Raw genomic sequence first — 24,142 nt, forward strand, 5'->3', positions numbered from 1 at the left:
CTTTCGTTGTGCGGTTGTGTCAGGTCAGGCAAGCATCAAGCGGTGAACAGCCGGTGTAGCTCGGTGAGCCACGGCACGGCCAGCGCGATCGTCGGCACGACGAGCACCGCGGCGGCGCAGACGTACGCGCCGGCGGCGAGCGCGCGGCTGTTCGGGGCGCCGCCCAGGCGACGCACCCGCACCACCGTCGTCGGGCCGCCGGCGGCGAGCGCGCCGCGCGGCGTGTGTCCGGCGGCGCAGGCGACCAGTGCGCGCGCCAGGGGAGTGGGTCCGGTGTGGCGCACCGCGGCGTCGTCGGCGAGCGCCTCGATGAGCAGCCGCACCGCGTTCAGAGCGTGTGCGCTGCGCACGATGCGGGGGAAGGCGGCGTGCACCGCGGTGAACATCTCGAGCACGAGGTCGTGCCGCGCCCGCAGGTGTGCCCGTTCGTGCGACAGGATTGCCGAGATCTCGTTGTCCGACAGCGTGTTCAGCGCGCCCTCACTGACCACGACGCGGCTGCGCACGCCGGGCAGGCAGTAGGCCAGCGGTTGGGCGACGTCGAGGATGCGGACCCCGTGGGCGGCCATCGGCCGGGTCGGGTGTGCGCCCACGAGGTCGACGATCATCCGGTGGTGGGCGCGGCGGCGCCGCGTGGCGATGGCCACCTGCAGGACGGAAGCGACCAACCGTGCCCCGACGACCAGCGTCAGCGCGAAGACGACGATGTAAGCGGTCCACAGAGGCCACCCCAGATCGTCCAGCGCGGTGACGATCGTCGCGGTGGGCCTGCCGTCGGGACCGGGCTCGAACAGCCGGCTCGCGATCGCGATACCCGCGGAGAAGAACGACAGCACGGCGGCGAGCGCGATGGACTGCCAGAGCACGATCGCCGCGCGCGGCGCGCGTAATGGCCATGATGCGCGGGCCAGCAATGCAGGCACCGGCCCCGACAACATCAGGGCGACGATGGTGAAGGCCAGCGCGGACACGCTGTCAGTGTCTCTCAGGTGGTGCCGTGATCGCCACCGGGTGGCCCTGCGCGGTGTTTGTCCTCGAGTTCGGCCAGTGCCCGGCGCAGCGCAGCGGCCTCGTCGGCGCCGACGCGTTCGACGAAATGCACCAGCGCCGCCTCGCGGCTCCCGGAGTCCGCGGCCTGGTCCAGGGCATCGACCATGAGTCCCGCGACCAGTTCGTCGCGCCCGTGGGTGGGGGCGTAGCGGTGAGCCCGGTCGTCGCGGTGTTGGACCACCAGGTTCTTCTTGGCCAGCCGCTGCAGCACGGTCATGATCGTCGTGTACGCGAGGTCGCGTTCCGACGACAGCGTCTCGTGGACCTGCCGCACGGTCTGCGGCTCCCCCGCGGACCACAGATGGTCCATCACGGAGCGCTCCAGCTCTCCGAGCCGTGTCAACTTCGGCATGGTCCTCTCTCCTACCGGCGGTGGTTGTGAGCCTACTACGGGATTACTACCGCGCGTCGTATCAAGTGCGACGAGCTTTTCGTTGGCAACGCCGGTCGAGCACACACCGGTGCCGGGCGGTGATGTGAGTCCGATCACGGCGACGACCTCCTGCGGAGCGGGCTTCCCTCGTGGTTATAGTAAGGCTAACCTAACTCACTGGAGGTGTCCGTGTCGGTTCTCGTCGACGATCCGCTCATTACGAGCATGACGATCAGGCGTCCGTTGCCGATCCACGCGTCCAGCAGCCGGCTGCGGGAGCTCGAACCCGACAGTCCGCGGGTGTACGGCGTCGCGGTCATGGGCGACCTGTCCCGGCGCCGCTGGTGGCCGCTGGCCGAGCTGCTGACCACCGACCGCCTGCCGCGGATGTACGCAGCCGGGCTGGCCGAGATCGGGAACCCCGCCACCGTCACCCAGCAGCTTGCAGCGACGTTCGCCCACGTCGTCGTCGGTCGCGTGATCCCGCTGCTGGTCCTGGAAGGCCGAGCCTGGGACACCGGACCGGAAAACCTCTGGGTGCACGTCGATTCCGAGGGCACCATCGACTGGGTGGGTGTGGCGGATCCGACGCTGCGAGCTCTGCCCGACGATCCGGCGTTCGCCGGCCGCCGCTCCCTCCGTCGCGAGGGCATCATCGCGCTGCCCAGTGAAGCGGCATTGACGACGTGGGTGGCTCACCGCAGCCACCGGGCACTGGGTCCACTGTTCACCCGCCTCTGCGCCGAAGGCGACGGGACGCCGGTGTCGGTGATGTGGCACGCCGTCGGCGCCGCCGCAGTCAGCGCGGCGACGCAGATCCCTCTGCTGGCCGGCAGCAGTGAGGCGGTGAGCATGCGCCGCACCCAGGCCGTACTCGATGCCTTGATGAGTTTCGGTCTGCCGGTGCGCGGGGGCCACCGACCGATCGCGACGAAGCTCTTGCTTAATTAGGGCAGCCTTGCCTATATTGATCGGGTACCACCCGGACCGCGCCGGAGTCCTGAGGGCTGCAGAGACCCCCGGTCCGACCACAGGACGGGCCCCACGCCGCATGGCGTGGGGCCCGTTCGCTCGGGTCCTGTCGGCGACGTGTAGACACGATCCGTGACTGATCTTCCCGAAGGACTCGGTGACGGCTTCGACACGGTGCTCGGCCTGCGCTACGAGGAGATGTCCTCCGACGGCGGCCGCGCGACACTCGAGATCACCGATGTACTGCTGCAGCCCTGGGGCATCGTGCACGGCGGGGTCTATTGCGCGGTCATCGAGAGCATGGCCAGCGTGTCCGGCCACGTCTGGCTGACCGAGAACGGCGGCGGGTACGTCGTCGGGGTCAACAACACGACCGACTTCCTGCGCGCCATCCGCTCGGGCACCGTGACGGCCAGGTCGACACCCATCCACCGGGGCCGGCGTCAGCAGCTGTGGCTGGTGACCATCACCGAGGGCGCCGAGGAGAGCGGGCGGCTGGTCGCCCGCGGCCAGGTGCGCCTGCAGAACATGACCGAGGAGTAGCTCCGCCCGTGTGCGCTGCTGAGCGCGGCCGGTCGTGGCAGGATCGCCGTCTATGCGCCTGACACCGCATGAACAGGAGCGGTTGTTGATCTCCTATGCCGCCGAACTCGCCCGTCGCCGCCAGGCGCGCGGATTGCGGTTGAACCACCCCGAAGCCGTCGCGGTGATCACCGACCACATCCTCGAGGGCGCTCGCGACGGACGCACCGTCGCCGAGCTGATGGTCAGCGGACGCGCCGTGCTCGGCCGCAACGAGGTGATGGACGGGATTCCCGAGATGCTGCACGACGTCCAGGTCGAGGCGACGTTCCCCGACGGCACCAAGCTCGTCACCGTCCACGATCCGATCGCATGATCCCCGGCGAATTCGTCTTCGACGACGACGACATCGAACTGAACGCCGGCGCGGAACGCCTCGAGCTCGACATCGTCAACACCGGTGACCGGCCGGTGCAGGTGGGCAGCCACGTTCATGTGCCGCAAGCCAATTCGGCGCTGGACTTCGACCGCGCCGCCGCTCACGGCTACCGGTTCGACATCCCGGCCGGCACCGCGATCCGCTTCGAACCGGGCATTGCACAGCGCGTGAGTCTGGTGCCGCTGCGCGGCACGCGCGAGGTGTACGGCCTGAGTCTGGACCCACCGGGCAGATTGGATGCGCGATGAGCGCTTGCGCGAAGAGCAGATCGGACGCGCGATGAGCGCTTGCGCGAAGAGCAGATCGGACGAAGCATGACGTCACTGTCCCGGGCGCGCTACGCAGCGCTCTACGGCCCGACGACGGGTGATCGCATCCGGTTGGCCGACACCGATCTGTTCGTCGAGATCACCGAGGACCGCAGTGGCGGACCCGGGTTGGCCGGCGACGAGGCGGTGTTCGGCGGCGGAAAAGTGCTGCGCGAGTCGATGGGGCAGTCCCGTGCCACCCGCGCCGACGGTGCGCCGGACACCGTGATCACCGGGGCCGTGATCCTCGACTACTGGGGAATCATCAAGGCCGACATCGGCATCCGCGACGGCCGCATAGTGGCGATCGGCAAGGCGGGCAATCCCGACATCATGTCGGGCGTCCATCCCGATCTGGTGGTCGGCCCGTCCACCGAGATCATCTCCGGCAACGGCCGCATCGTCACCGCGGGCGCCATCGACTGCCACGTCCATCTGATCTGCCCGCAGATCATGGAGGAGGCGCTCGGCGGCGGTATCACCACCATCGTCGCCGGCGGTACCGGTCCCGCGGAGGGCAGTAAGGCCACCACCGTCACGCCCGGGTCCTGGCATCTGGCCCGCATGCTGGAAGCGCTCGACAGCTGGCCGCTCAACGTCGCGCTGCTCGGCAAGGGCAACACCGTCAGTGCCGAGGCCATGTGGGAGCAATTGCGTGGCGGTGCAGCAGGATTCAAGCTGCACGAGGACTGGGGCACCACCCCGGCGGCGATCGACGCCTGCCTGACCGTGTCCGAGGCCGCCGGCGTGCAGGCCAACATCCACACCGACACGCTCAACGAGGCCGGCTTCGTCGAGGACACGCTGGCCGCGATCAAGGGCCGGTCGATCCACGCCTACCACACCGAAGGTGCCGGCGGCGGGCACGCGCCCGACATCATCACGGTGGCGGGTAAGCCGAACGTGCTGCCCAGTTCCACCAACCCGACGCGACCGCACACGGTCAACACCCTCGACGAGCACCTCGACATGCTCATGGTGTGCCACCACCTGAATCCGAGCGTGCCCGAGGATCTGGCGTTCGCCGAGAGCCGGATTCGGCCCTCGACGATCGCAGCGGAAGATCTGCTGCACGACATCGGCGCGATCTCGATGATCGGCAGCGACGCCCAAGCCATGGGCCGCATCGGTGAGGTGGTGCTGCGGACGTGGCAGACCGCGCACGTGATGAAGCGCCGCCGCGGCTTCCTGCCCGGGGACACGCGGGCCGACAACACCCGGGCGCAGCGCTATGTCGCCAAGTACACGATCTGCCCGGCGGTCGCCCACGGCATGGACCGCGAGATCGGCTCGGTCGAGGTGGGCAAGCTCGCTGATCTGGTGCTGTGGGAGCCGGCGTTCTTCGGCGTGCGGCCGCATGCGGTGCTCAAGGGCGGGATGATCGCGTGGGCCGCCATGGGTGACGCGAATGCCTCGATCCCCACACCGCAGCCGGTGCTGCCACGCCCCATGTTCGGCGCGACGCCCACGGCCGCGGCCGCCACGTCGGTGCATTTCGTCGCGCCACAGGCAATCGAGGACGGACTGGCCGATCGTCTCGCGGTGCGCCGCCGCCTCGTCGCCGTGGAGAACGTCCGCTCGATCGGCAAAGCGCAGATGCCGCTCAACGACGCCCTGCCCGACATCCGGGTCGATCCCGACACGTTCACCGTGCACATCGACGGGGAGGTGTGGCAGGAGCAACCGGCCACGGAACTGCCGATGGCGCAACGCTTCTTCTTGTTCTGATGATCACGACGCTGCTCGCACTGGCGGATTCGCGGCTGCCCACCGGCGGCCACGTGCACTCCGGTGGGGTCGAGGAGGCGGTGACCAGCGGCCTGGTCGTCGACCTGCCCACGCTGCGGGCGTATCTGCACCGCCGCATCCGCACGACCGGCCTCGTCACAGCTTCCCTGGCGGCAGCAGTACACGGCGGCGCACTCTCCTCGGCCGCCGGCGGTTCGGGAGAAGCCGAAACCGATGCGCGCACACCGGCGCCCGCCGCTCGCGCGAGCTCACGGGCACAGGGTAGGGGACTGGTGCGGCTGGCCCGGCGCGTCTGGCCGGACACCGACTGGGCCGCGCTCGGACCCACGCCGCACCTGGCGGTCGCGGCGGGCGTCGTCGGGCGTGTCAGCGGGATCGCCGCCGAGCACACCGCGCTGTCGATCGTCTACACCACGATGACGGGGTCGGCTACGGCTGCGCAGCGACTGTTGGCGTTGGATCCCGGCGACGTCGCGGCGCTGACGTTCGCGCTGGCCCCACTGTGCGAGGACACCGCGGCCGAGGCCACCCACGGTCTGGCCGACCTGTCCGATCCGCTGCTCGACGTTCTCGCCCAGCGCCACCTCGACCGTGACCGCCCCCTGTTCGCGTCCTGACCGGAAAGAGCTTGCATGCCACCACATCTCATCGACGGCGTCGGCCACTCCCATGACCGCCCCGACCGCCCGCGCCGGGTACGTCAACCTGGCGAGCCGCTGCGTATCGGCGTCGGCGGGCCGGTCGGCTCGGGTAAGACGGCGCTGGTCGCCGCGCTCTGCCGTCAGCTTCGGGACGAGTTGTCCCTGGCGGTGCTGACCAACGACATCTACACCACAGAGGACGCGGATTTCCTGCGCCGCAACGCAGTACTGCCGGACGACCGCATCGCGGCGGTGCAGACCGGCGGTTGCCCGCACACCGCGATCCGCGACGACATCACCGCCAACCTCGACGCGATCGACGACCTGATCGCCGCCCACGACGATCTGGATCTGATTCTCGTCGAATCCGGTGGGGACAACCTGACCGCGACGTTCTCGTCGGGCCTGATCGACGTGCAGATCTTCGTGATCGACGTGGCGGGAGGGGACAAGGTGCCGCGCAAAGGTGGTCCCGGCGTGACGTTCTCGGACCTGCTGGTGATCAACAAGACCGACCTGGCCCCGATGGTCGGCGCCGATCTCGGTGTGATGCGCCGCGATGCGGGTGCAGTCCGCGCGGATCGCCCCTTCGCGATGATCTCCCTGACCGCCGACCCGGCGGCGACGCCGGTGCTGGACTGGGTGCGCGAGCAGCTGCGGGTCACCCAGGCGGTCTAGGTGCGCTCCGATGTGCTGATCGTGGCGCGGCCCGGGCGCTCCCCGCATATGGAAGGCACGGGCGCCGTCGCGGTGCGGCGGACCGGGCCGGACACCGTGCACCTGGTGTCGGCCGCGGCCACCCCGCTGGGCGGCGACGTGATCCGGATGCGTGTGGTGGTGGAGGAGGGCGCCCGGCTCCGGCTGTGCACCGTGGCGGCGACTGTGGTGCTGCCCGGTGCCGCCACCGCGGAGTCGCACGCGTGCTGGACCGTGGAGGTCGCGGGCGAGCTGGATCTGGACCCGGAGCCGACGATCGTGGCCGGCCCGTCGCGCCACGTCGTGCAGACCGCGCTGGCGCTGTCCGCGGGCGCGTCGGTGCGGGTGCGGGAACGCGTGCAGATCGGCAGATCCGGTGAGCGGCAGGGCTTCTGGTCGGGCACGCTGCGGGCCGATCTGGACGGCGCCGCGCTGCTGCGCCACCGAATCGAGTTGGGCAGCGGCGCCGTGGCCGACGACGAGATCACTGCGCCGCGCGCCTATGAAGCCGAATTCCACTATCCAACAACCGACATCGATGCCCCGGGGGTGGTACTCGCGCTGGCCGGCGGCGGATGTCTGAGCACCTGGCAGGGGGATCGGCTGTGACGCAGCAGCACGGGGTTGTGTGGCGTCCCGACGGCGACCCGCGGTTGCTGGCCCCGTTCTGCGAGCAGGCCGAGCGCGCGGGCTTCGACGAGGTGTGGCTCTGGGAGGACTGCTTCCTGCAGGGCGGGATCGCGCAGGCCGCTGTCGCATTGGCGGCGACCCGGTCGCTGGTGGTGGGCATCGGAGTGCTCCCCGCACCGCTGCGCAGCGTGGTGGCCACGGCACTGGAGATCTCGACACTGGCCACGATGTTCCCCGGACGTGTGCAGGTCGGTATCGGGCACGGCGTGCAGGACTGGATGCGTCAGGCCGGAGTGGCGGTGACCTCGCCGATGACCTGCCTACGCGAATACGTCACGGCCCTGCGAGACCTGCTCGCTGGGCAGACCGTCAGCACGACCGGCGACTACGTCCGCTTGGACGCGGCGCGGTTGGACTGGGTTCCCGACACGGCGGTACCCGTGCTCATCGGCGGCACCGGCTCCAAGACGCTGGCGCTGGCCGGGGCGATCGCCGACGGGGTGCTGCTCGACTGCCAGCACACCGCGGCCAGCGTCACCACCGCGCTCGGACACGTCGCCCGCGGCGGTGTTGGGCGCGATGCGGCGCAGTTCCGGCGCGTCATGTACCTGGCGTGCGTCCCGACGACGACGGGAGTCGGCGACCGACTCGTCGAGGAGGCGCGGCGGTGGCACGTCACTCCGGACACCGAGTTCGGAGTCGGCGGTTCCTTCGACGCCATTCGCGACGGCGCAGCCGCCTACCGCGCCGTCGGCATCGACACGGTGGTGTTCCAGCCGATCGGCACAGCGCCTGACCCAATGGGGTTCATCGGGTCCCTCGCAGGTTTCTAGCTGGCCGCTTTCTGGTCCACGGTGGCCGCGATCTCCTCGAGTTCCTCGATGCGTGTTCGTGCATACGCCTGCTGCTCGGTGATCGTGAGCTGACCGCGGTTGCGGCCCAGGAACGTCACCGTCCACGACAGCAGGGTGGCGATCTTGGTCCGGAAACCGACCAGATAGACCAGGTGCAGCACCAGCCACGACAGCCAGGCGATGAACCCGCTGAATTCGATCGGTCCGACCTTCGCGACCGCGCTGTACTTCGACACCGTGGCCATCGAGCCCTTGTCGAAGTAGCTGAACGGTTCCCGCTCGGACGGGTCGGCGCCCTTGAGTCCGGCCAGAATGGCCTTGGCGGCGTACTTGGCGCCCTGGATGGCGCCCTGCGCCATTCCCGGCACCCCTTCGACCGCGGCCATGTCGCCGACGACGAACACATTGGGATAGCCGGGGATCGACAGATCCGGCAGGACCTTGACGCGGCCGGCGCGGTCGAGTTCCACGCCGGAGTGCTCGGCGAGATCCCGCCCCAGGGGGCTGGCCGACACGCCCGCCGACCACACCTTGCAGGCCGCCTCGATGCGGCGGATCTTGCCGTCGGGGTCCTTGACCGTGATGCCGTTGCGGTCGACGTCGGTGACCATTGCGTTGAGCTGGATCTCCACGCCCATCTTCTCGAGCCGGGCCTGGGCCTTCTTGCCGAGCTTCTCGCCCATCGGGGGCAGGACTGCCGGGGCCGCGTCGAGAAGGATCACCCGCGCCTTGGTCGAATCGATGTGGCGGAACGCGCCTTTGAGCGTCTGGTCAGCCAATTCGGCGATCTGCCCTGCCATTTCGACGCCGGTTGGCCCCGCGCCGACAACGACGAAGGTCAGCAGCTTCTCCCGGCGGGCCGGATCGCTGGACCGTTCGGCCTGCTCGAAGGCACCGAGGATGCGGCCCCGCAATTCGAGGGCGTCGTCGATGGTCTTCATGCCCGGCGCCCACTCGGCGAAATGATCGTTGCCGAAGTAGGACTGGCCGGCACCGGCGGCGACGATCAGGCTGTCGAACGGAGTGACGTAGGTGTGGCCGAGGAGCTCCGAACGCACGGTCTTGGTCTTCAGGTCGATCCCCGTGACATCCCCGAGCAGAACCTGAGTGTTCTTCTGGTCTCGCAGGATCACGCGGGTGGCCGGCGCGATCTCACCCTCGGAGATGATGCCTGTCGCCACCTGGTACAGCAGCGGCTGGAACAGGTGATGGGTGGTGCGGGCGATCAACTTGATGTCGACGTCGGCCTTCTTGAGCGTCTTGGCTGCAGTCAAACCGCCGAATCCCGATCCGATGATGACCACCTTGTGGCGATCGGATGCGTTGGCTCCGGGATGGCTCATGGCTACTCCTGTGCACGGTTCTCGCGGGTGTCCTTAACGGAACTTCTTTACCCATTCAGAACAACCAGAACCTTAGCCGTCGCGCTTCCGGGCGGCGCGGTGAGATACCCCACCGCGTCGGCTCACCGCGTGACCAGCGGCTTCAGCGCCTCACCGAGGGCAGTGATCTGGCCCGGCTGGTACCCGACGGTCTGTGTGGGCACGAAGAGGATGACGCCGTCGATACCCGCGTCGAGCACCTTGGACTGGACCTGCTCGGCGATGTCCTCGACGCTGCCCGCGACCATCCGCTGCTTGAAATCGTCGGGAATCATGTCCGGGGTCACGCCGTCGCCCGTGAGCGCGCCGATCAGCATCGACGTCTCCAGCGTGGCCGGATCGCGGTCGATCTCCTCGCAGCGCTGCTTGACCACGGCCACCTTGCGGGCGAGCTCGTCGAAGCCGGCGATCACGTTGAGGTGGTCGAAGTGCTTGGCCGCCAGGGGAATCGTCTTCTTCTCACCGCTGCCGCCGATCATCAGCGGGATGTGGTCGCGGAAGCGGGGATTGGCCAGCGCCTCCTGGGTCCGGTAGTACTTTCCGGCGACGGTGGGCCTCTCGCCGGCGAGCATTGGCAGGATGATCTCCAGCGCCTCACCGAGCTTGTCGAACCGGTCGGTGAATGTGCCGAAGTCGTAACCCAATTGGTCGTGCTCGAGTTCGAACCACCCGGTGCCGATGCCGAGGATCGCACGGCCGGCACTGATCACGTCCAACGTCGTGATCGCCTTGGCCAGCAGGGTGGGATTGCGGTAGCTGTTACCGGTGACCAGCGTGCCCAGCTGGACATTCTGGGTGGCGGCAGCGAGTGCGCCGAGTGCGGTGTACGCCTCGAGCATCGGTTCGTCGTAGTTGCCGATGCCCGGCAGTTGGTAGAAGTGGTCCATCAGGAACACCGAATCGAAGCCGGCCTCGTCGGCTTCTCTGCCCTGCGCGGTGACGGTGGGGAAGAGCTCACCCACGCCGGTGCCGTAGGAGAAGTTGTTGATCTGCAATCCGAGTCTCACAGTTTCTTCACTCTCTGATATAGTCCCTGACATGCGGGTTCTTGGACGTACGCGGATCTCGATCTCCACCGAAGAATCTACCAGCATCGAACGACAGCGAGAGCTGATCGAAGACTGGGCGAAGCTGCACGACCACGAGATCGTCGGGTGGGCGGAGGATCTCGACGTCTCCGGATCGGTCGACCCGTTCGAGGCCCCGGCGCTGGGGCCGTGGCTCTCCGACAGCCGCAAGCACGAGTGGGACGTGCTCGTCGCGTGGCGGCTGGATCGGCTCAGCCGCCGGGTGATCCCGATGAACCGACTCTTCGGCTGGGTCATCGACAACGAGAAGGTCCTCGTCACCGTCTCGGAGAACATCGACCTCTCGACCTGGATCGGTCGGATGATCGCCAACGTCATCGCGGGCGTCGCCGAGGGGGAGCTGGAAGCGATCCGAGAGCGGACCACCGCGTCGCACCGGAAGCTGCGCGAGCTCGGCCGCTGGGGCGGCGGGGTGACCTATTACGGCTACACCCCGAAGCCGCGCGACGGTGCCGGGTGGGAGCTCGCCCCGGACCCGCACGCGTCCGCGGTCCTGCGCGAGATCATCGACAAGACCCTCGCCGGCAGGCCGACCGAGTCGATCGTGATCGAGCTGAACGACCGCGGGGAGCTCTCGCCGGCCGACTACCTCCGCCAGCGGGCCGGCAAGCCGCTGCGCGGGACGAGGTGGGCTACCTCAGCGGTCCGCCATCAGCTGCGCTCGAAGACGCTGCTGGGGCACATGACCCACAAAGGTGAGACCGTGTACGACGACGATGGCCATCCGATCCTGAAGGGGCCACCGCTGGTGTCCCGCGAGGAGTTCGACCGGCTGCAGGCGGCCCTCTCCGGGCCGAAGCACTCCAACCGCACGACCGGCGCATCACCACTCCTCGGGGTGGCGGTGTGCGACGTGTGCGAGATGCCGCTCTACATCCGTCAGGTCGAGAACAAGCAGCGCGGGAAGACTTACCGCCAGTACGTCTGCAAGCACGGGCCCTACTCGAAGAACGGCCAGCCGTACAACATCATCGCGGCCGACCAGCTGGAGACGTTCGTCGAGGAGCAGTTCCTCGATCGGCTGGGAGACCTCCCTCGGACCGAGCGGGTCTTCGTCCCGGGCGAGAGCCACGACGAGGAGCTGGAGACGGCTGTGCGGGCCCTGGAGGATCTGACATCGCTGCTGGGCACCGTCACCTCGGAGACCGCTAGAAAGCGGCTCCTGGCGCAGCTGAGCGCCACAGACGAGCGGATCTCGCGGCTGGAGACTCTGCCGAAGTCTGACTCCCGGTGGGAGACGCGGGAAACCGGCGAGACCTACCGCCAGGCGTGGGAGCGGTCGACGCCGGAGGAGCGTCGGCAGCTGATGCTGAAGGCGGGTGTCCGCGTGCGGGCCCAGACGAAGGACCGCATCCCGCGGGTATCCCCGGGGGTGTTCGTCGCGGATTGGTTCGAGCACCACGACATCGAGCAGCGGATTACCGCTTAAACGACGAAAAGCCCCCTCCCAAGGCCGAAGCCCTGAGAGGGGGTTTGTCTATCCAGAGACGAGCACACACGAGAAGTAGGTCTTGGTACCGGTGGACTCGCCCATCAGGCCGAGACCCGGGCCGTCGACATCGACGCCGACGCCGATGACATCACCCTCGGCCAGCTGCACCCCGATCCAGTCCGCATAGATCGACTTGGGCTGGCGTGAGCCGCCCGCGAACGCCGACTGGTACTCGAAGTCTGGCCCACCGTAGAGCCAGGGGAGTCCGTTCTTGTAGAGCAGAAGCTCGACCGGGTTGAACAGGACCGGGGTCACCATCGCGCGGAACGACAGGTTGTAGAAGCCGGGCTTCTCGATCATGTACGTCCCCGCGGGGATGTTCGGATGGAGGTCCGACGTGATCCCGTCGGGCAAGCCGAAGAAGTTCGCCTCGATCGGATGGAGCCCGCCGTCGAGGAGCATGTTGCCCGCGGTGCGGGCCATCCGGCCGCCCGTACCCACGAGAGGCGCAGGCTCGTTGTCGTTGGCCACGAAGTGGCTCACGTTCGGTACGCGGTTGAATCCGTCGTTGGTGTCGTTCCAGATGCCGAACCCGACACCGCGGTTGGACGATCCCAGCTGCGAGACGCCCGCGTTGTCGACGAACGTCGCCACGATCCGGTTGTTCACCAGAAACTGGAAGAACCTCGCTCCCGCGATGGTTCCGCCGCGGAACGTCATGTACCCCTCGGGGTTGATCGTGACGACCGTCGGCCCGGTGCCGGTGCCGCCGGAGCCGAACCAGGTGTATGTCCCCGAGGACAGGCCGCCGTTCACACAGCCGACCGAGAGCTTGTCTCCGTTCAGCCGTGCCATGCACAGCGAGTTCCACGCGGTGTCGGCGCGGCCGACGAAGAACAGCGACCGATCGTTGTACCCGCCGAGGTACTTGCCGGCCTGGCGTGGGACGCCCAGCGAGACCTCGAAGAAGTCGGTCTCCAGATTTGCGAGGTCGTACTTGTACATCACCAGCAGGTCGTCGTTCGACAGCTCCAGGGTGTCGCCGTCGTTGGTGACCGTGCCGGTCCCGAGCGAGTACGCCAGCGCGAACGGCGTTGGTACGCCGGAGTAGTTCGAGACCGTGATCTGGAACGTGGAGCCGGAGTTCCTGTTGGCCTTCAGGTCTGCCTGCATCTGCCCCACGGCAGCCGCTACCTGATCGAGCTCTCTTTTCTTGTTGCCCGCGGTGAACTCGAAGTCACCGAGGGTGTTGCCGGATTCGCTGCCACCGGTCATCGCCTGGACGAACGTGCGCCAGGTCTTCTGCAGCCAGTTCTCTCCGAGGTTGTTGCCGATCGTCTCCGCGGCCCGCTCAGGGTCGACGTAGTCGTCCTGGTCGAGGCCGGGCAGGATCTGCGAGATCCCCTCGGTAGCACCGCGAGGACCCATCCGCATGACGTCTTTGACCGCCGAGACGGCTTCTATCGGGTTGGCCGGAGACGGCGGGGTGAACATCTCCATGACCCGCTCTTCGGAGTACTCCTGGCCGTAGCGGTACTCGCCGCCTCCGAAGACGTACGCGCCGTCAGGTGCCGGCTGATGAGGAGTCGTCACACAGCCCTCGCTTCGTCTAGCCGGTCGTGGAACGGCTCAAGCTCTTCCGCGGTCGCTCCCTTCCCGCGCAGCACCGACAGCAGGTCCTGGACCAGGTCGATCAGCAGCCCCCGGACGTTCCACAGCAGCTGACGCTCTGCGTTGACCCGCTTGAGTTCTCGGTCGCGGTCGTCGGCCGCTCCGGTGGCAAACGCCTGGTACGCCTTGTAGGCGTCGGAGCTGGACTTGTCTTTGGTCGGCTTGCGGGTGTTGAGGAACTGCAGGAATGTGACGATCGCCCCGAGGCCACCGACGGCGGTGATCAGCAGAAGGACACTCTCGCTATTCACGCGAATCGACCAACTCCCTTATGGCTCTGCGGATGTCACGAACCCGGGTGAGCGACCACAGCCAGAACATGATCGTGAACCACGTCCCCGCGGCCGGGGGAAGTCCGTCGTTGAAGAAGCCCGATGCCGCCACGTTGAGCGCGATCGACGTCTGCAGGAAGATCAGCCCGAGGAGCTCGACGTTGAGCGACCTGTGCAGCTTTGTGGCGTGGTACTTGCTCTCGTCGATCATGTAGAGCGACGCCAGGCACAGCCCGGCGGCGATCAGCTGGATCACCATCGTCACGAGGATCAGCTGTTGCGGGGCAGTGGCTTCCAGCGAGATCGTCGACTTGCCGGTGGCAAGCTGGATCACCGCGGAGATCAGCGCTCCGAACAGCATGAGCCGATAGAGCGGAGGGCTGCCCGACTGGACGATCCGGGTGTGACGGAGAGCTCGGCCGACGACGCCGGCCAGCTTCACCAGGCTCATTTCTTGACGGGCGAGACGTGGCGTCGTGCCCAGAAAGACAGCGCCAGCGGGGCTATGCCTGCGTATGCGGCGACAGCCTCTTCCACCCATGTAACGTCAAGGGCGTAGCCGGTTACGCCCGCCACAAGCCCAATCAGAGCCAGCAACACGCCTCGCAGGACCAGCGGCTCGGGAACCTTGGCTTCGTACTCGTCGATCTCGCCGTCGGCGTTGGCGTCCCACCCGAGTCCCGTCCGCTCCCACGGCGGGACGTCGGGAACCGGAAGCAGCTGCGATCCGGCCTGGATGCCGTCGCTGATCAACTCGTTCACACCTTTGGGCTGTTCAGCCATGCGGGTCTCCTATTCGACCGAGGCCGTGTCACGGCCCGGGTTGTGGTCTGGGATGAGCCCGAGCTCGCGGTAGACGCTGAGCTGGGCTTCTTGCTCTTGTGCGGTGAGCAGCCGCGGATCTTGGACGACCATCGGGGGAGGGGTGGGTGCGCTGTTGTCGACCCACCGGCTCGCGTTGTTGAACCCGTGTCGCGGCCCCCGCATCGGGGGGACGAACTTCTTCTGCTGCTGAGGCAGTTGGCTGACGTGGATGTAGCCGTTCTCGTCGGCGAGCGTCAGCAGGTAATCGCGGTGCGCCACACCGACCTCCCAGAGGTGACGAGCCCACCCGCGGAGGATGGCCTCGTTCGTGACCGCCCCGAGGCCGGCCATCACCGGCATCGACTGCAACGTCCATACGAGGTGCTGATCGGGCTTTCTGAGGTCGGTCTCGTGTCTCTGGGGGATCGGCATGGCGGGCACCTTTTTGTGTCGTGTAGGGTCAAGTAGGGGTCAGAGAATGCCGAGCGTTCCGAGGTTGGTGTTGAGCTCCCGGACCCACTCCAGCGCCTTGAGTACGGGGTCCTCCGGCTCCTGGTATCCGATGTAGATCTTCCAGCCGGTGACGCCGTCGGTGCCCCACTCGTATTCGAGCTTCTGGACACGTTCGACGAACACCACGTTCGGATCGGGATAGCCGAGAACCGTTGTCCCGACCCGGTTGCCGAGCCAGAAGTGGCCGAAGCCCTTCTCGCCGATGTAGTACGGAGCAGCGTCGGAGACGGTGATCGTGTGCGCGGTGTGGGCGCGGGTGGCCCACATCTTCGCCCGGATCGCCAGGACCGCCGACAGCGTGAACGCCTTGTCGGCGCCGTCTGCCCAGCCCTCGTAGTAGTGGAAGTCGCCGAGGCCGGTGACGATGTCTTCCAGCCCAGCGATCGGCAGGCTCATCCCCGCGGCTCGCGCCGTCGGGATCTCCATGAACGCGAGGATCACGTGCTCGTAGAGCGGCTTCAGGACTGCGTCCATCATGCCGCCCAGCGGAGGCAGGTCGATCGCGCCGCCGAACGGGCCGGCAGCGGCCATCGCCGAGTTGATCAGCGAGGTCAGCATGTCCCCGCCGAAGTTGATCCCGGCTGAGATCGTCTCGTTCACACCGGGCATCGACTGACCGCCGGTCAGGAACGATGTGTCGGTCGCCTCGAAGTACTTGAACTCCGAGGACTTGATCCCGGTGAGCGGACCCTCCTCGAACACCACGTGCGGCGCCTTGGGGAGGGTGCCGCGGAACCCCGGGACGTAGTACTCGCCCGGGTAGGTGGGGTCTCCGGTGAAGACGTCGACATGCTCGGTCGTGCCGTCCGATCCGATCGCGACCAGCGCGCGGATGAACCCGGTGAGCAGAGAGCCGCCGAACGCGGTCTCTTCACCCCAGCCGGAGTTGTCGACGATGTCCCAGACCAAGCAGCCGTGACGGAGCGGGATCAGCTCGTAGAGCTTCCCGAAGTCGCCTGTCCACAGCAGCCCTGCGTCCGCGAACGGGTGCGGGTCTTCGTCTTTGAGGTAGCGCCGGCAGGTGATCGTGAGCTGTGCATCGGCCAGCGTCGACTTGGCGACGTCGTGGAACGACCGGAACCGGGAGAACACGATCGTCGTGTTCGAGTTGTCCGAGAAGAACGGGAACGGCTTGACGATCTGCCGCCAGAAGCCTGGCCAGAACGACGGCCCCATCCACTCTTTGATGTCCCCGGGGTCGTCCGGGAGAGTCCACAGCGACGTCTCCAGCCGCATGATGTTGACGAACAACGTCAGCAGCAGGCACCACTTGGCGGGGCCGAAGATGACCCACATCTTGGGGAACTGGAACTCGGGGCGCAGGAACGGATTCGCCCAGCAGTAGATGTGCTTGGCTTCTTCGTAGTCGTGTTTGAACGTGATCTCCAGGTAGGCGTCTCCGCCTTCTTCCCGGACCACGCGGTACGAGTCCATCCGGCCCGCCCAGCGGGCGCCCTGCTTGTCGATCGTGACGTGGACGTTGCGCTTGGCCCGCCCGCGGTGCTTCATCACCCACTGGGCGAGGTAGTGCGACAGCGACAGCTGCAGCATCGCAGGGCCGGAGTCGTTCTCGACGAACGCGAACTTGCCTTTGCGCTCGCCCGCTACGATCCCGCGGAGGACGTAGTCCCCGTCCCACAGACGAACGTGGGGCGGCCGAAGCCGCTCCCGTTCCATCTTCCGCTTGGCCTTCTGGACGGTGTTCCACGCCTCTGCAGCCCGCTCTCGCGAGTCGATTCCGCTGTTCACTACTCCAACCCCCAAGGACGTGTCCACGCCCTCGGAAGACGAAGGGTGACTAGTTGGCCGGGTACCTGGCCGCTGACGGTCAGCTCGAACGTGGCCGACTTCGTGTACGGCGGGATCAGGTGCCGGAAGCGGACGCCGTTCATCCGTTGCCAGAGCGGAGCGCCGTTCTCCGAAGAGACCTGCTCGACCCTTGGATCTACGTCGATCACCGCGTTCTCGCCGGGGTACGTGTGGCCTTCTTGGGCCACGTCGCACCGCACAGACGGCGGTGTTACTCCCAGATACGAAGTGAACGACGACGTTCCGACCATCAACGGCATGTCCTGCCCGGCAAGGCCGTTCTGGAACTCGACGACGTACGGGTGTGCGCCGTCCTGCTCGGTGGTGATCTCGACGTCGGGGTCAACCCCTCCGGTGAGCCCGGACGGGTCCGACGTCATCTGCGGCAGGTTGTACGACGCCAGATCGTCTTTGAACTCGACCTTGTACCGGTGCGAGCCCTCTTCGGCCGTGTCGACCTTGACGTCGATCCCGGCGCCTCCGGAGAGGTTGGTGGGATCGCCGACGAGCGTCGTGACGTTGACGCCGGCAAGGCCGTTGCCGTTGAACCGAATCCGCCACGGGGAGTACTTCTGCCACTTGCGGGTGACCGATACGTCGAACACGCCGACGTTCGATAGCTTGGTCAGCTCGGACTGCACCCGCAGCGCCGAGGCGTTCCACGGGATCGGATCGGTCGTCTGGTCGTCCAGAGTCAAGGTGAACGTACCCGTTTGCGGTTCGCCGATCAGCGTGACGATCTGCTCTTCGCGGACGATCTCCTCGGTGACCCGGATGTCCCACGCGCTGATCGCCGAGAGACCGTTCAGCCGCGACCACACCTGGAGCGGGGAAGCGTTGTACGGGATCGGGTTGGTCGTCTGACCCTCGAAGGTGAGGGTGTACGTGCCGCCGGTCGCTCCGCCGACAACGTCGATGTACTGGATCTCGTTGACCTTGCGGTCGCGGGTCACCTTGACGTCGTTGAACGCAACCTGCGCCAGCGCTTCGAGCGCCGACTTGATCTGGCCGGTCGTGCAGTTGTACGGCAGGGGGCCGGTCGTTTCGGTGCCCAGCGTGAGCGTGAACGTGCCGGCGGTAGGCCGGCCGTCGATGTAGATCCGCTGGATCTCGTTGGTCCACAGACCGCCGATCAGCCCCGGCAGCCGCAGCCGCCGGGTGGCCAGCGCGGGGTCGTCATCCTCTTCCAGCTCGAACTTGTAGTCCGGGACGGTCCACAGGGTGGCCGGCGACTTCGGGGCGCCCAGCCAGGGCAGCCCCGGGAAGTACGGCTCAGCGGGCTTCTCCGTCGATCCGGGGAGAATCCACTTCGGCGCGATGTAGTTGTCGGTCGGGTTGAGCCCGCCCTTGCCGTCGGACGGGTCCACGACGATCGTGATCGTCTCGGTGGGCAGCGACTCTTTCGGCCACGGCCACGGGAACGGCGTGGGATCGAACGTGGTGTCCGTCTGTGTGTATGCCTCGTAGAGGACGTCTTCCTCGTACCAGAAAGGATCTCCGGCGATGCAGACCATCGCAGCGCGGTTGATCGAGTTGCCGCGGGGATCGGTGAAGAGGTCGACGTCGATCGACTCTCCGAGTCGGAGCTTGAGATAGCGAGTTCCGGATTCCGGCGTTGTGATGTACAGCTTGCAGTCGCGGTCGAACGACCACGCCTTGCGCCACTCGGAGTCCCGAGACAGCCACGAGTCGCTCGCGTTACCGTGCAAGATCTCGACACCGAAGACGATGTCGCGCCGTAGAATCCGGTGGTTCAGGTACCGGGCGCCGGGGTAGTTGCCCGGCTCCTCGTAGACCACCTTCACAGGAGGGTCATAGAGACCCTTGACGCCGGTACCGAGGAACACTCCCCGGTCACCGGTCGTCAGGTTGAACCACTCGCCGTTGACTCCTTCGAGTTCAACGACGGTGTCGGTCAATTGATTACCTACCTTTGCATGTACTGCAGCGCGTCCTTGTTGACCTGGTTGTTCTTGACGGCGATGGCTTCGTCGATGTTCGAGACGTTGAACACGAACTGCTTCGCGAACCCGAGACCCTGTTGCAGCGCTTGGGAAATGAATCCCTGGCCGCCGATGCCGAGGTCGGACATGAACTGCTGGCCGGTCGCACCGACCGCGGACTCGATCATGTTGAGCGGACCCTCGAACATCTTTTTGCCCAGCTCCTCGTAGATCGACGAGCGATCCTTAAGGGAGCTGTTCTCCATGCCGGAGTACTTCAGCTGGTCGATCTGCAGCCCGAGCTTGTCCTTCTGGAGTCGGAGGTCAGCAGCCTTGTCCTGCAGCGCTTTCTTCTCTTCGTCCGTCGCGGCTTGCTTCGAGTCGATCGTGGCCTGCTTGGCGTCGATCTCCAGCTGCTTCTGCTTCATCTGGAGCATGTCGACCTGGTTCTTCAGGTCGTCCGACGAGACCGGCGACAGAGCCGATCCCTCTGGGGGAGCGGGGATGTCGGTCAGCTGCGTCATGCTCGTCGCGGCTTTGTCCGCGGTATCAGCCATCGAAGTCAGCCCGGACGTCAGGTCGGAGATGCCTCCGGCCGGCGCGGTACCGCCGCCGATGTTGAAGTTGATAGCCAGTCCGCTGGCGTCGCCGAACACGTCTTTGATCGCCTGCATCAGCGACTTCGCCAGCTCGACGATCCGGTTCTTCTGAGAGTCCAGGCCGTCGATGAACCCCTGGCCGGTGTACTCGCCGAACTCGTGGAAGACCTTCGAGGGGGAATTAATCCCGAGGGCCCCCTTGGCCGCGTTGGCGACCGCGTTGGCGAGCTCCTTGGCCTTGGCGACCGCGGCGCCTACCAGGCCGCCGATGCCGTTGATGATCCCCTGGACGAGCGCCCGGCCGGCTTCGGCGCCTGTCGACGCCAGCCCCGCGAGAGCCCCGGCGATCTTGCCCGGCCACGAGCCGACCTCCGCTATGACCTGCGCCCCGCCGGAGACGACGGAGGCAACGACCTGAGACAGCCCCTGGGCTGCCGCGGAGGCCATCCCGGAGAACGCCTGCGAGGCAGCCGATGTCAGCTGCCCGGCCATCCCTGCGACGCTGCCGACGATCTCGGCAACCTTCCCGCGGACAACGCCCTTGATCTGCTCCCAGGCCCCGACGATCGTCGGGACCGCGGACAGGAACATCTGCGCGATGGCCTGCCCGGGGTTTTGGGCCACGGAGAACACGCTGGAGAACGCCGCTCGGAGCTGCGCCCCGATGGTCGCGAAGGTGCTGCTGACCGCGGCGCCGATGCTGTCGAACTGCTGCCTGATCCAGGTGAACGCGGTGACGAACGGCTGCTGCATCCGCTCGGCCCAGCCGGAGAAGTCTGGGCCGGTGAGGAAGTTGTCCTCCTGCCAGGGCCACTTGACTCCGCGCAGCTGGTTCATCATCAGATCCCAGTTCTGCTTGAAGATCTCCGGGAGCCTCCCGAGGTTGATCTCCAGCTGGTCCAGGAAGCCGACGCTGCCGTCTTTCGGAGGGTCCGGCATCTTCAGACCGGGGAAGCCTCCGAGCCCGTTGTTCTTGTTCGTCTCACCGTCTTTGAGGAAGCCCATCCAATCCGGGGGCTTCCACTTGTCGATCTTGTCGAGGATGTCGACCGCTTGGCCGAGGTACCCGGAGAGCTCCTGGAAGACGGTCTTCAGGCCGGGGAGGACGTCGTTAACGAGCGTCTTCGTCGCGGCGACAAAGTCTTTCATCGACTGGCCGAACTCGGGGTCCTGCAGGAGCTCGAACCCCTGGTTCGCGAGATCGCCGACGATGTCGAGGACTCCCTTGAGGGTGTCCCCGAAGTTGCCCATTGCGCGGTCCAGCGGCGAGACGCCGTCCGGGCCGGCGGTCGAGACTCTGTCGACCCATCGCTGGAAGCTGTCTCCTACGGTGTCGAAGTACTCCGCCACGCGGGGGAACTTGGACGAGACCTTGTCGGCCAGCCCGAGCAGGCCGCTGGTGAACGACCCGATGCCGGGCGCTGCGGCGCTGATCGTCGTGCCGATGTTGGTGATCGTGTCGCTGATCTTCTGCATGCCGTCGGCAGAGGTGATCGTCTCGACGAACGACTGTGCGACGTCGGCGATGCCGTCGGCCACCGTGGGCAGCGAAGAGGCCAGCGTGGGGAAGATCGACTTGAGCTGTCCGAAGATCGGGGTGAACCGATCCTGGAACCGATCGCTCATCGTCGCCTTGAGGGCGTCGAGATCCGGCTTCAGCTGAGCGGCTGCCGCCTTGATCCCGTCGAGCCCGAGTGCGATAGCGCCTATCGGCGTCAGAACGGCCGCTGCGAGCGCGGGGAGCGATACCAGGGCTCCTGACACCAGGGCGAGCGCCGGAGCCGCCAGAGCGGCTACAGCGGCGACTACGACCATCGTGTCGGCGAACTGCCCCAGCATCCCGAGCCCACTGCCGCCACCGCGGCCGAAGCCGCTGACGGTGTTGCTCAGCCGGTCGAGGTTGCTTCGGTCGACGTCTGCTTTGATCGTGACGCCTTTGGCGCCGCGGGCTTTCATCTCGTCGACCAGCCGGCGGAAGTCGGCACGGGCCTGCGACCCGTCGAGGTGGGCGTTGACCTCTACGTCGCCTTTGAGCGATTTCTCGATCGCTTCCAGCTCACGCTTGAGCTGTGCCCTGAACCCGTCGGTGTCTGGCGTGATCTTGATGCTGATCCGACCGACTTCGATGCCCGCGCCTTCAGCCACCTCGCGCCTCCTTCAGCTTTCTGTTGCGTTCCGCCTGCTGCTTGAGGGCGGCCACGGTGTTCGCGAACGAACCCGGCTTGCGCTGCTGCGCTTGGGTTTTGATCTCGATGGTCGAAGGCGTCGGGATCGGCTCCGGAGCGTCCGGGAGCCGGTACTTCTTGCCGTCGATGTGCGCCAGCAGGTAGGCGTGCAGCAGAGACCGGAGGGTGTTGACCATCGCCACCCGCAGGTAGCGGTCCTCGTCCCACTCGCGGAACTGCGACCCACCCCGCCGGGCTGCGACGAACGCAGACCGGGTGGGCAGATGCAGAGCGTGGATCAGGACCCACCGCGGGGAGAGCGGGCTCTCCTCCGAGAAGAGGTCCCGAGCGTCGATCCCGTAGTACTGCTTGAGGTCCGGTATCAGAACCTCGCCGTACCTGTCGATCAGGCCGGCGAGGAGCTTGCTTCCCCCAGCTGTGCGCTTTCGATCCAGCTGTTCAGGATTCGGGTCAGCACGCTCGCGCGGGCTGCCGGTTCGTCCTCTTCGACGGCGCGGACGATCTTCTTGGCGCGCGGGGTGATCAGCGTGAGGATCTCGCCCAGCGACTCGGCGAGCAGTTCGTACTCTTCGTCGCCGGCATCCTCGTCTTCGTCGGACGACAGGTTCTTCAGGTCTGCGACCTTCGCCAGGACCGACTCGCGGTCCTTCTTGGTCAGCCGGAGCAGCGACGGCAGGACGACCGAGGTGTCCTCGTCGAGCTCAACGGTGATCGGGGCGTACTTGCGCTTGGTCTCTTCGCGGAGGGCGTCGAGGGTAAAGGTGTTTGTGGGCATATAGCGGGCCTTTCGTTGGTGGCGGGCGTGGCGGGCAAGTGGAGTAGGGGAGGGGCCTTCGGCCCGCCAAGGTGAGGCCCCTCCCCGGTGACCCTGTGTAGGGTCAAGTCAGCGTCAGGAAACGGTGACGCCGGTTCCGCCGGTCGTGGTGTCGGCGCCGACAGTCAGGATCGCGGGGATGTCGATCGTGTAGTTCGACCCGGACACGGTGACCGTGATCTGCGCGGCGGCAATGCCGTCGTCGATCGCAGCAAGCGCGTTCTTGATCGTGGTAGCCGAGATGCCCGAGACCGAGATCGCCGCGGACTCCTTCTCGTCGACCTTCAGCGTGAAGCTGCCGCCCGTGGCGCCGTGCAGGTTCAGCACCGGCAGGCTCACAACCACGTTGAACAGGTCCTCGTTGATCCACTGGAACGATTCCTCGTTGTTGTGGTCGAGGTAGGTCGCACGGATCGGCAGGGCCGCCAGGTCATCGACCGGCAGCTGGATCGAGTCGTCGCGACGGACCGACGCCTTCGGGACGCGGTGTCCCAGACGGAAGTCGCCGTCTTCGATCACGACCAGGAACGCCTTCTCGTTGGCGTCGACCGACGAGGTCTTGACGCCGAACACGCCCGGGACGGTCGAGTGGTTCTCGCCGTAGTACAGCGACAGCGCGTTCTCGTCGAACTGATGCAGGAACACCGTGAGGAAGTCGATCGGGTCCTCGGTGGTGATCTCGCGCAGCTTCTTCTTCTGCCAGGAGCCCCGGACCTCGGTCTTGCCGCCCTCGAACCCGAACTCCGGCATGTCGCCGCGAGAGGTGTGTCCGACAGAGCGCCAGCCGGTGGCGGCCCACGTGGCGGGATTCTCCAGGTCGATCGTCTTCAGCGCGGCTGCGCTCGGGCCGGCCGCGCCAACGGTGTCGTTGACGTAGACGTACCCGACGGCGGCTGTCAAAACAGCATCGTCGTCTTGTGCCATGTGTGGCTATCTCCTTGCTAGGTGGTGGATCTCGGAGGGCGAATGCCGAGAGCGATCAGCCCCTGAATCCGCCAGGAGTCCTGGAAGAGCGAGCTGAACTGAGTGGCGCCCATCGTTTCTTTGATCGAGTGGACGTAGCCGAACTCGGTCATCGTCTGCTTGCGCTGCGCGTCGTAGAGCGCCTCAAGCGCGTCCTCGTAGAGGTCCTCGGTCTCGGCCAGGCCGACGGTCCCGTATGCGGTCATTTCGATCACCGGCTTGCCAAGCAGCCTGGGACGGTTCTCGTTTCGCACTCCGCCGACGCGGCGGATCGTGATCATCGGGAACTCGCGGAGGTCGACGTCCTCGTTCCACGTGCCGACGTTGACGCCGGCCAGCGTGGGGAGCGCGCTCACCTTGTCGAGCGGGTCCGGGTGGCCTCGCAGGATCGGGAGGACGATGCGTTGTACGCGAGGCACAGAGGGCATACGC

The 24,142-nt window shown here is 66.8% G+C and carries 26 protein-coding genes; 10 read left to right on the forward strand and 16 right to left on the reverse strand.

The features are described 5' to 3' along the window. Nucleotides 1-35: 35 nt before the first annotated feature. The gene (locus ACZY1G_RS17450) at nucleotides 36-971 is read right to left on the reverse strand and encodes a M56 family metallopeptidase (protein WP_463816051.1); all 936 of its coding nucleotides are present in this window, start codon (nucleotides 969-971) and stop codon (nucleotides 36-38) included. A gap of 14 nt (nucleotides 972-985) precedes the next feature. Further along, nucleotides 986-1,402, reverse strand: coding sequence for a BlaI/MecI/CopY family transcriptional regulator (locus tag ACZY1G_RS17455; protein WP_463823096.1), 417 nt, complete (start codon nucleotides 1,400-1,402; stop codon nucleotides 986-988). Nucleotides 1,403-1,612: 210 nt separating this feature from the next. On the opposite strand from ACZY1G_RS17455, the gene ACZY1G_RS17460 reads away from it, so the two are divergent. From ACZY1G_RS17460 to ACZY1G_RS17500, 9 genes are all read left to right on the forward strand, one after another. Beyond that, nucleotides 1,613-2,374 carry an iron reductase gene (locus ACZY1G_RS17460; protein WP_463823097.1) on the forward strand — a complete coding sequence of 254 codons (762 nt, stop codon included), beginning with the start codon at nucleotides 1,613-1,615 and terminating at the stop codon, nucleotides 2,372-2,374. Nucleotides 2,375-2,527: 153 nt separating this feature from the next. Next, nucleotides 2,528-2,938: a PaaI family thioesterase gene (locus tag ACZY1G_RS17465; protein ID WP_463816054.1), complete on the forward strand. Its 411-nt coding sequence runs from the start codon at nucleotides 2,528-2,530 to the stop codon at nucleotides 2,936-2,938. 52 nt (nucleotides 2,939-2,990) lie between these two features. Further along, nucleotides 2,991-3,293, forward strand: a complete 303-nt coding sequence (locus tag ACZY1G_RS17470; protein WP_463816055.1) for an urease subunit gamma — start codon at nucleotides 2,991-2,993, stop codon at nucleotides 3,291-3,293. Further along, entirely contained in the window at nucleotides 3,290-3,604 is a 315-nt protein-coding gene (locus ACZY1G_RS17475; RefSeq protein WP_463816056.1) for an urease subunit beta, read from the forward strand. Before ACZY1G_RS17470 ends, ACZY1G_RS17475 begins: the two co-directional genes overlap by 4 nt. 66 nt (nucleotides 3,605-3,670) lie before the next feature. Further along, the gene (locus ACZY1G_RS17480; protein WP_463816057.1) at nucleotides 3,671-5,392 is read left to right on the forward strand and encodes an urease subunit alpha; all 1,722 of its coding nucleotides are present in this window, start codon (nucleotides 3,671-3,673) and stop codon (nucleotides 5,390-5,392) included. Further along, nucleotides 5,392-6,030, forward strand: a complete 639-nt coding sequence (locus tag ACZY1G_RS17485; protein ID WP_463816058.1) for an urease accessory protein UreF — start codon at nucleotides 5,392-5,394, stop codon at nucleotides 6,028-6,030. The genes ACZY1G_RS17480 and ACZY1G_RS17485 overlap by 1 nt, the downstream gene beginning before the upstream one ends. Before the next feature lie 15 nt (nucleotides 6,031-6,045). Continuing rightward, complete coding sequence (ureG, locus tag ACZY1G_RS17490) at nucleotides 6,046-6,732, forward strand: urease accessory protein UreG (protein WP_463816059.1); 687 nt, start codon at nucleotides 6,046-6,048, stop codon at nucleotides 6,730-6,732. Next, nucleotides 6,733-7,359, forward strand: coding sequence for an urease accessory protein UreD (locus tag ACZY1G_RS17495; protein ID WP_463823098.1), 627 nt, complete (start codon nucleotides 6,733-6,735; stop codon nucleotides 7,357-7,359). It begins immediately after the preceding gene. Next, the gene (locus ACZY1G_RS17500) at nucleotides 7,356-8,213 is read left to right on the forward strand and encodes an LLM class flavin-dependent oxidoreductase (RefSeq protein WP_463823099.1); all 858 of its coding nucleotides are present in this window, start codon (nucleotides 7,356-7,358) and stop codon (nucleotides 8,211-8,213) included. The genes ACZY1G_RS17495 and ACZY1G_RS17500 overlap by 4 nt, the downstream gene beginning before the upstream one ends. On the opposite strand, the gene ACZY1G_RS17505 is transcribed toward ACZY1G_RS17500, so the two are convergent. Together ACZY1G_RS17505 and ACZY1G_RS17510 are read right to left on the reverse strand one after the other, a co-directional pair. Beyond that, the gene (locus tag ACZY1G_RS17505) at nucleotides 8,210-9,577 is read right to left on the reverse strand and encodes an NAD(P)/FAD-dependent oxidoreductase (RefSeq protein ID WP_463816062.1); all 1,368 of its coding nucleotides are present in this window, start codon (nucleotides 9,575-9,577) and stop codon (nucleotides 8,210-8,212) included. The two genes, ACZY1G_RS17500 and ACZY1G_RS17505, sit on opposite strands and share 4 nt — an antisense overlap. 122 nt (nucleotides 9,578-9,699) lie before the next feature. Then, nucleotides 9,700-10,656, reverse strand: coding sequence for an LLM class F420-dependent oxidoreductase (locus ACZY1G_RS17510; protein WP_463823100.1), 957 nt, complete (start codon nucleotides 10,654-10,656; stop codon nucleotides 9,700-9,702). Here ACZY1G_RS17510 and ACZY1G_RS17515 point away from each other — a divergent pair. After that, entirely contained in the window at nucleotides 10,655-12,133 is a 1,479-nt protein-coding gene (locus tag ACZY1G_RS17515) for a recombinase family protein (protein WP_463823101.1), read from the forward strand. The two genes, ACZY1G_RS17510 and ACZY1G_RS17515, sit on opposite strands and share 2 nt — an antisense overlap. A gap of 48 nt (nucleotides 12,134-12,181) precedes the next feature. Here ACZY1G_RS17515 and ACZY1G_RS17520 read toward each other — a convergent pair whose 3' ends face one another. The 12 genes from ACZY1G_RS17520 to ACZY1G_RS17575 form a co-directional block, all read right to left on the reverse strand. Next, complete coding sequence (locus tag ACZY1G_RS17520) at nucleotides 12,182-13,729, reverse strand: DUF7257 domain-containing protein (RefSeq protein ID WP_463823102.1); 1,548 nt, start codon at nucleotides 13,727-13,729, stop codon at nucleotides 12,182-12,184. Further along, nucleotides 13,726-14,058 carry a hypothetical protein gene (locus ACZY1G_RS17525; RefSeq protein WP_463823103.1) on the reverse strand — a complete coding sequence of 111 codons (333 nt, stop codon included), beginning with the start codon at nucleotides 14,056-14,058 and terminating at the stop codon, nucleotides 13,726-13,728. Before ACZY1G_RS17525 ends, ACZY1G_RS17520 begins: the two co-directional genes overlap by 4 nt. Continuing rightward, a complete protein-coding gene (locus tag ACZY1G_RS17530) occupies nucleotides 14,051-14,530 on the reverse strand; it encodes a hypothetical protein (RefSeq protein ID WP_463823104.1) in 480 nt (159 codons plus the stop codon). The genes ACZY1G_RS17525 and ACZY1G_RS17530 overlap by 8 nt, the downstream gene beginning before the upstream one ends. Then, nucleotides 14,527-14,862, reverse strand: a complete 336-nt coding sequence (locus ACZY1G_RS17535; RefSeq protein WP_463823105.1) for a hypothetical protein — start codon at nucleotides 14,860-14,862, stop codon at nucleotides 14,527-14,529. Before ACZY1G_RS17535 ends, ACZY1G_RS17530 begins: the two co-directional genes overlap by 4 nt. A 9-nt stretch (nucleotides 14,863-14,871) precedes the next feature. Continuing rightward, nucleotides 14,872-15,315, reverse strand: a complete 444-nt coding sequence (locus ACZY1G_RS17540; RefSeq protein WP_463823106.1) for a phage gene 29 protein family protein — start codon at nucleotides 15,313-15,315, stop codon at nucleotides 14,872-14,874. A 39-nt stretch (nucleotides 15,316-15,354) separates the two neighbouring features. Further along, complete coding sequence (locus ACZY1G_RS17545; RefSeq protein WP_463823107.1) at nucleotides 15,355-17,145, reverse strand: Gp37-like protein; 1,791 nt, start codon at nucleotides 17,143-17,145, stop codon at nucleotides 15,355-15,357. Next, nucleotides 17,145-19,124, reverse strand: a complete 1,980-nt coding sequence (locus ACZY1G_RS17550) for a hypothetical protein (protein ID WP_463823108.1) — start codon at nucleotides 19,122-19,124, stop codon at nucleotides 17,145-17,147. The genes ACZY1G_RS17545 and ACZY1G_RS17550 overlap by 1 nt, the downstream gene beginning before the upstream one ends. Before the next feature lie 8 nt (nucleotides 19,125-19,132). Further along, entirely contained in the window at nucleotides 19,133-21,892 is a 2,760-nt protein-coding gene (locus ACZY1G_RS17555) for a phage tail protein (protein WP_463823109.1), read from the reverse strand. Continuing rightward, nucleotides 21,885-22,115 carry a hypothetical protein gene (locus tag ACZY1G_RS17560; protein ID WP_463823110.1) on the reverse strand — a complete coding sequence of 77 codons (231 nt, stop codon included), beginning with the start codon at nucleotides 22,113-22,115 and terminating at the stop codon, nucleotides 21,885-21,887. The genes ACZY1G_RS17555 and ACZY1G_RS17560 overlap by 8 nt, the downstream gene beginning before the upstream one ends. Nucleotides 22,116-22,318: 203 nt before the next feature. Beyond that, entirely contained in the window at nucleotides 22,319-22,708 is a 390-nt protein-coding gene (locus tag ACZY1G_RS17565; protein ID WP_463823111.1) for a phage tail assembly protein, read from the reverse strand. Between the two features lie 114 nt (nucleotides 22,709-22,822). Then, a complete protein-coding gene (locus ACZY1G_RS17570; RefSeq protein ID WP_463823112.1) occupies nucleotides 22,823-23,671 on the reverse strand; it encodes a phage tail tube protein in 849 nt (282 codons plus the stop codon). Nucleotides 23,672-23,688: 17 nt separating this feature from the next. Then, nucleotides 23,689-24,138, reverse strand: a complete 450-nt coding sequence (locus ACZY1G_RS17575) for a hypothetical protein (protein ID WP_463823113.1) — start codon at nucleotides 24,136-24,138, stop codon at nucleotides 23,689-23,691. Between the last annotated feature and the right edge of the window lie 4 nt (nucleotides 24,139-24,142).

The organism is Mycobacterium sp. IDUB_5 (assembly GCF_055419565.1).

What these genes read in the sequence shown, in the direction of transcription:
- ACZY1G_RS17455 (WP_463823096.1), bottom strand. Translation starts at nt 1,402, where the DNA reads ATGCCGAAGTTGACACGGCTCGGAGAGCTGGAGCGCTCCGTGATGGAC.
- ACZY1G_RS17470 (WP_463816055.1), top strand. Translation starts at nt 2,991, where the DNA reads ATGCGCCTGACACCGCATGAACAGGAGCGGTTGTTGATCTCCTATGCC.
- ACZY1G_RS17475 (WP_463816056.1), top strand. Translation starts at nt 3,290, where the DNA reads ATGATCCCCGGCGAATTCGTCTTCGACGACGACGACATCGAACTGAAC.
- ACZY1G_RS17480 (WP_463816057.1), top strand. Translation starts at nt 3,671, where the DNA reads ATGACGTCACTGTCCCGGGCGCGCTACGCAGCGCTCTACGGCCCGACG.
- ACZY1G_RS17485 (WP_463816058.1), top strand. Translation starts at nt 5,392, where the DNA reads ATGATCACGACGCTGCTCGCACTGGCGGATTCGCGGCTGCCCACCGGC.
- ureG (WP_463816059.1), top strand. Translation starts at nt 6,046, where the DNA reads ATGCCACCACATCTCATCGACGGCGTCGGCCACTCCCATGACCGCCCC.
- ACZY1G_RS17505 (WP_463816062.1), bottom strand. Translation starts at nt 9,577, where the DNA reads ATGAGCCATCCCGGAGCCAACGCATCCGATCGCCACAAGGTGGTCATC.
- ACZY1G_RS17515 (WP_463823101.1), top strand. Translation starts at nt 10,655, where the DNA reads ATGCGGGTTCTTGGACGTACGCGGATCTCGATCTCCACCGAAGAATCT.
- ACZY1G_RS17510 (WP_463823100.1), bottom strand. Translation starts at nt 10,656, where the DNA reads ATGTCAGGGACTATATCAGAGAGTGAAGAAACTGTGAGACTCGGATTG.
- ACZY1G_RS17530 (WP_463823104.1), bottom strand. Translation starts at nt 14,530, where the DNA reads ATGAGCCTGGTGAAGCTGGCCGGCGTCGTCGGCCGAGCTCTCCGTCAC.
- ACZY1G_RS17535 (WP_463823105.1), bottom strand. Translation starts at nt 14,862, where the DNA reads ATGGCTGAACAGCCCAAAGGTGTGAACGAGTTGATCAGCGACGGCATC.
- ACZY1G_RS17540 (WP_463823106.1), bottom strand. Translation starts at nt 15,315, where the DNA reads ATGCCGATCCCCCAGAGACACGAGACCGACCTCAGAAAGCCCGATCAG.
- ACZY1G_RS17565 (WP_463823111.1), bottom strand. Translation starts at nt 22,708, where the DNA reads ATGCCCACAAACACCTTTACCCTCGACGCCCTCCGCGAAGAGACCAAG.
- ACZY1G_RS17570 (WP_463823112.1), bottom strand. Translation starts at nt 23,671, where the DNA reads ATGGCACAAGACGACGATGCTGTTTTGACAGCCGCCGTCGGGTACGTC.
- ACZY1G_RS17575 (WP_463823113.1), bottom strand. Translation starts at nt 24,138, where the DNA reads ATGCCCTCTGTGCCTCGCGTACAACGCATCGTCCTCCCGATCCTGCGA.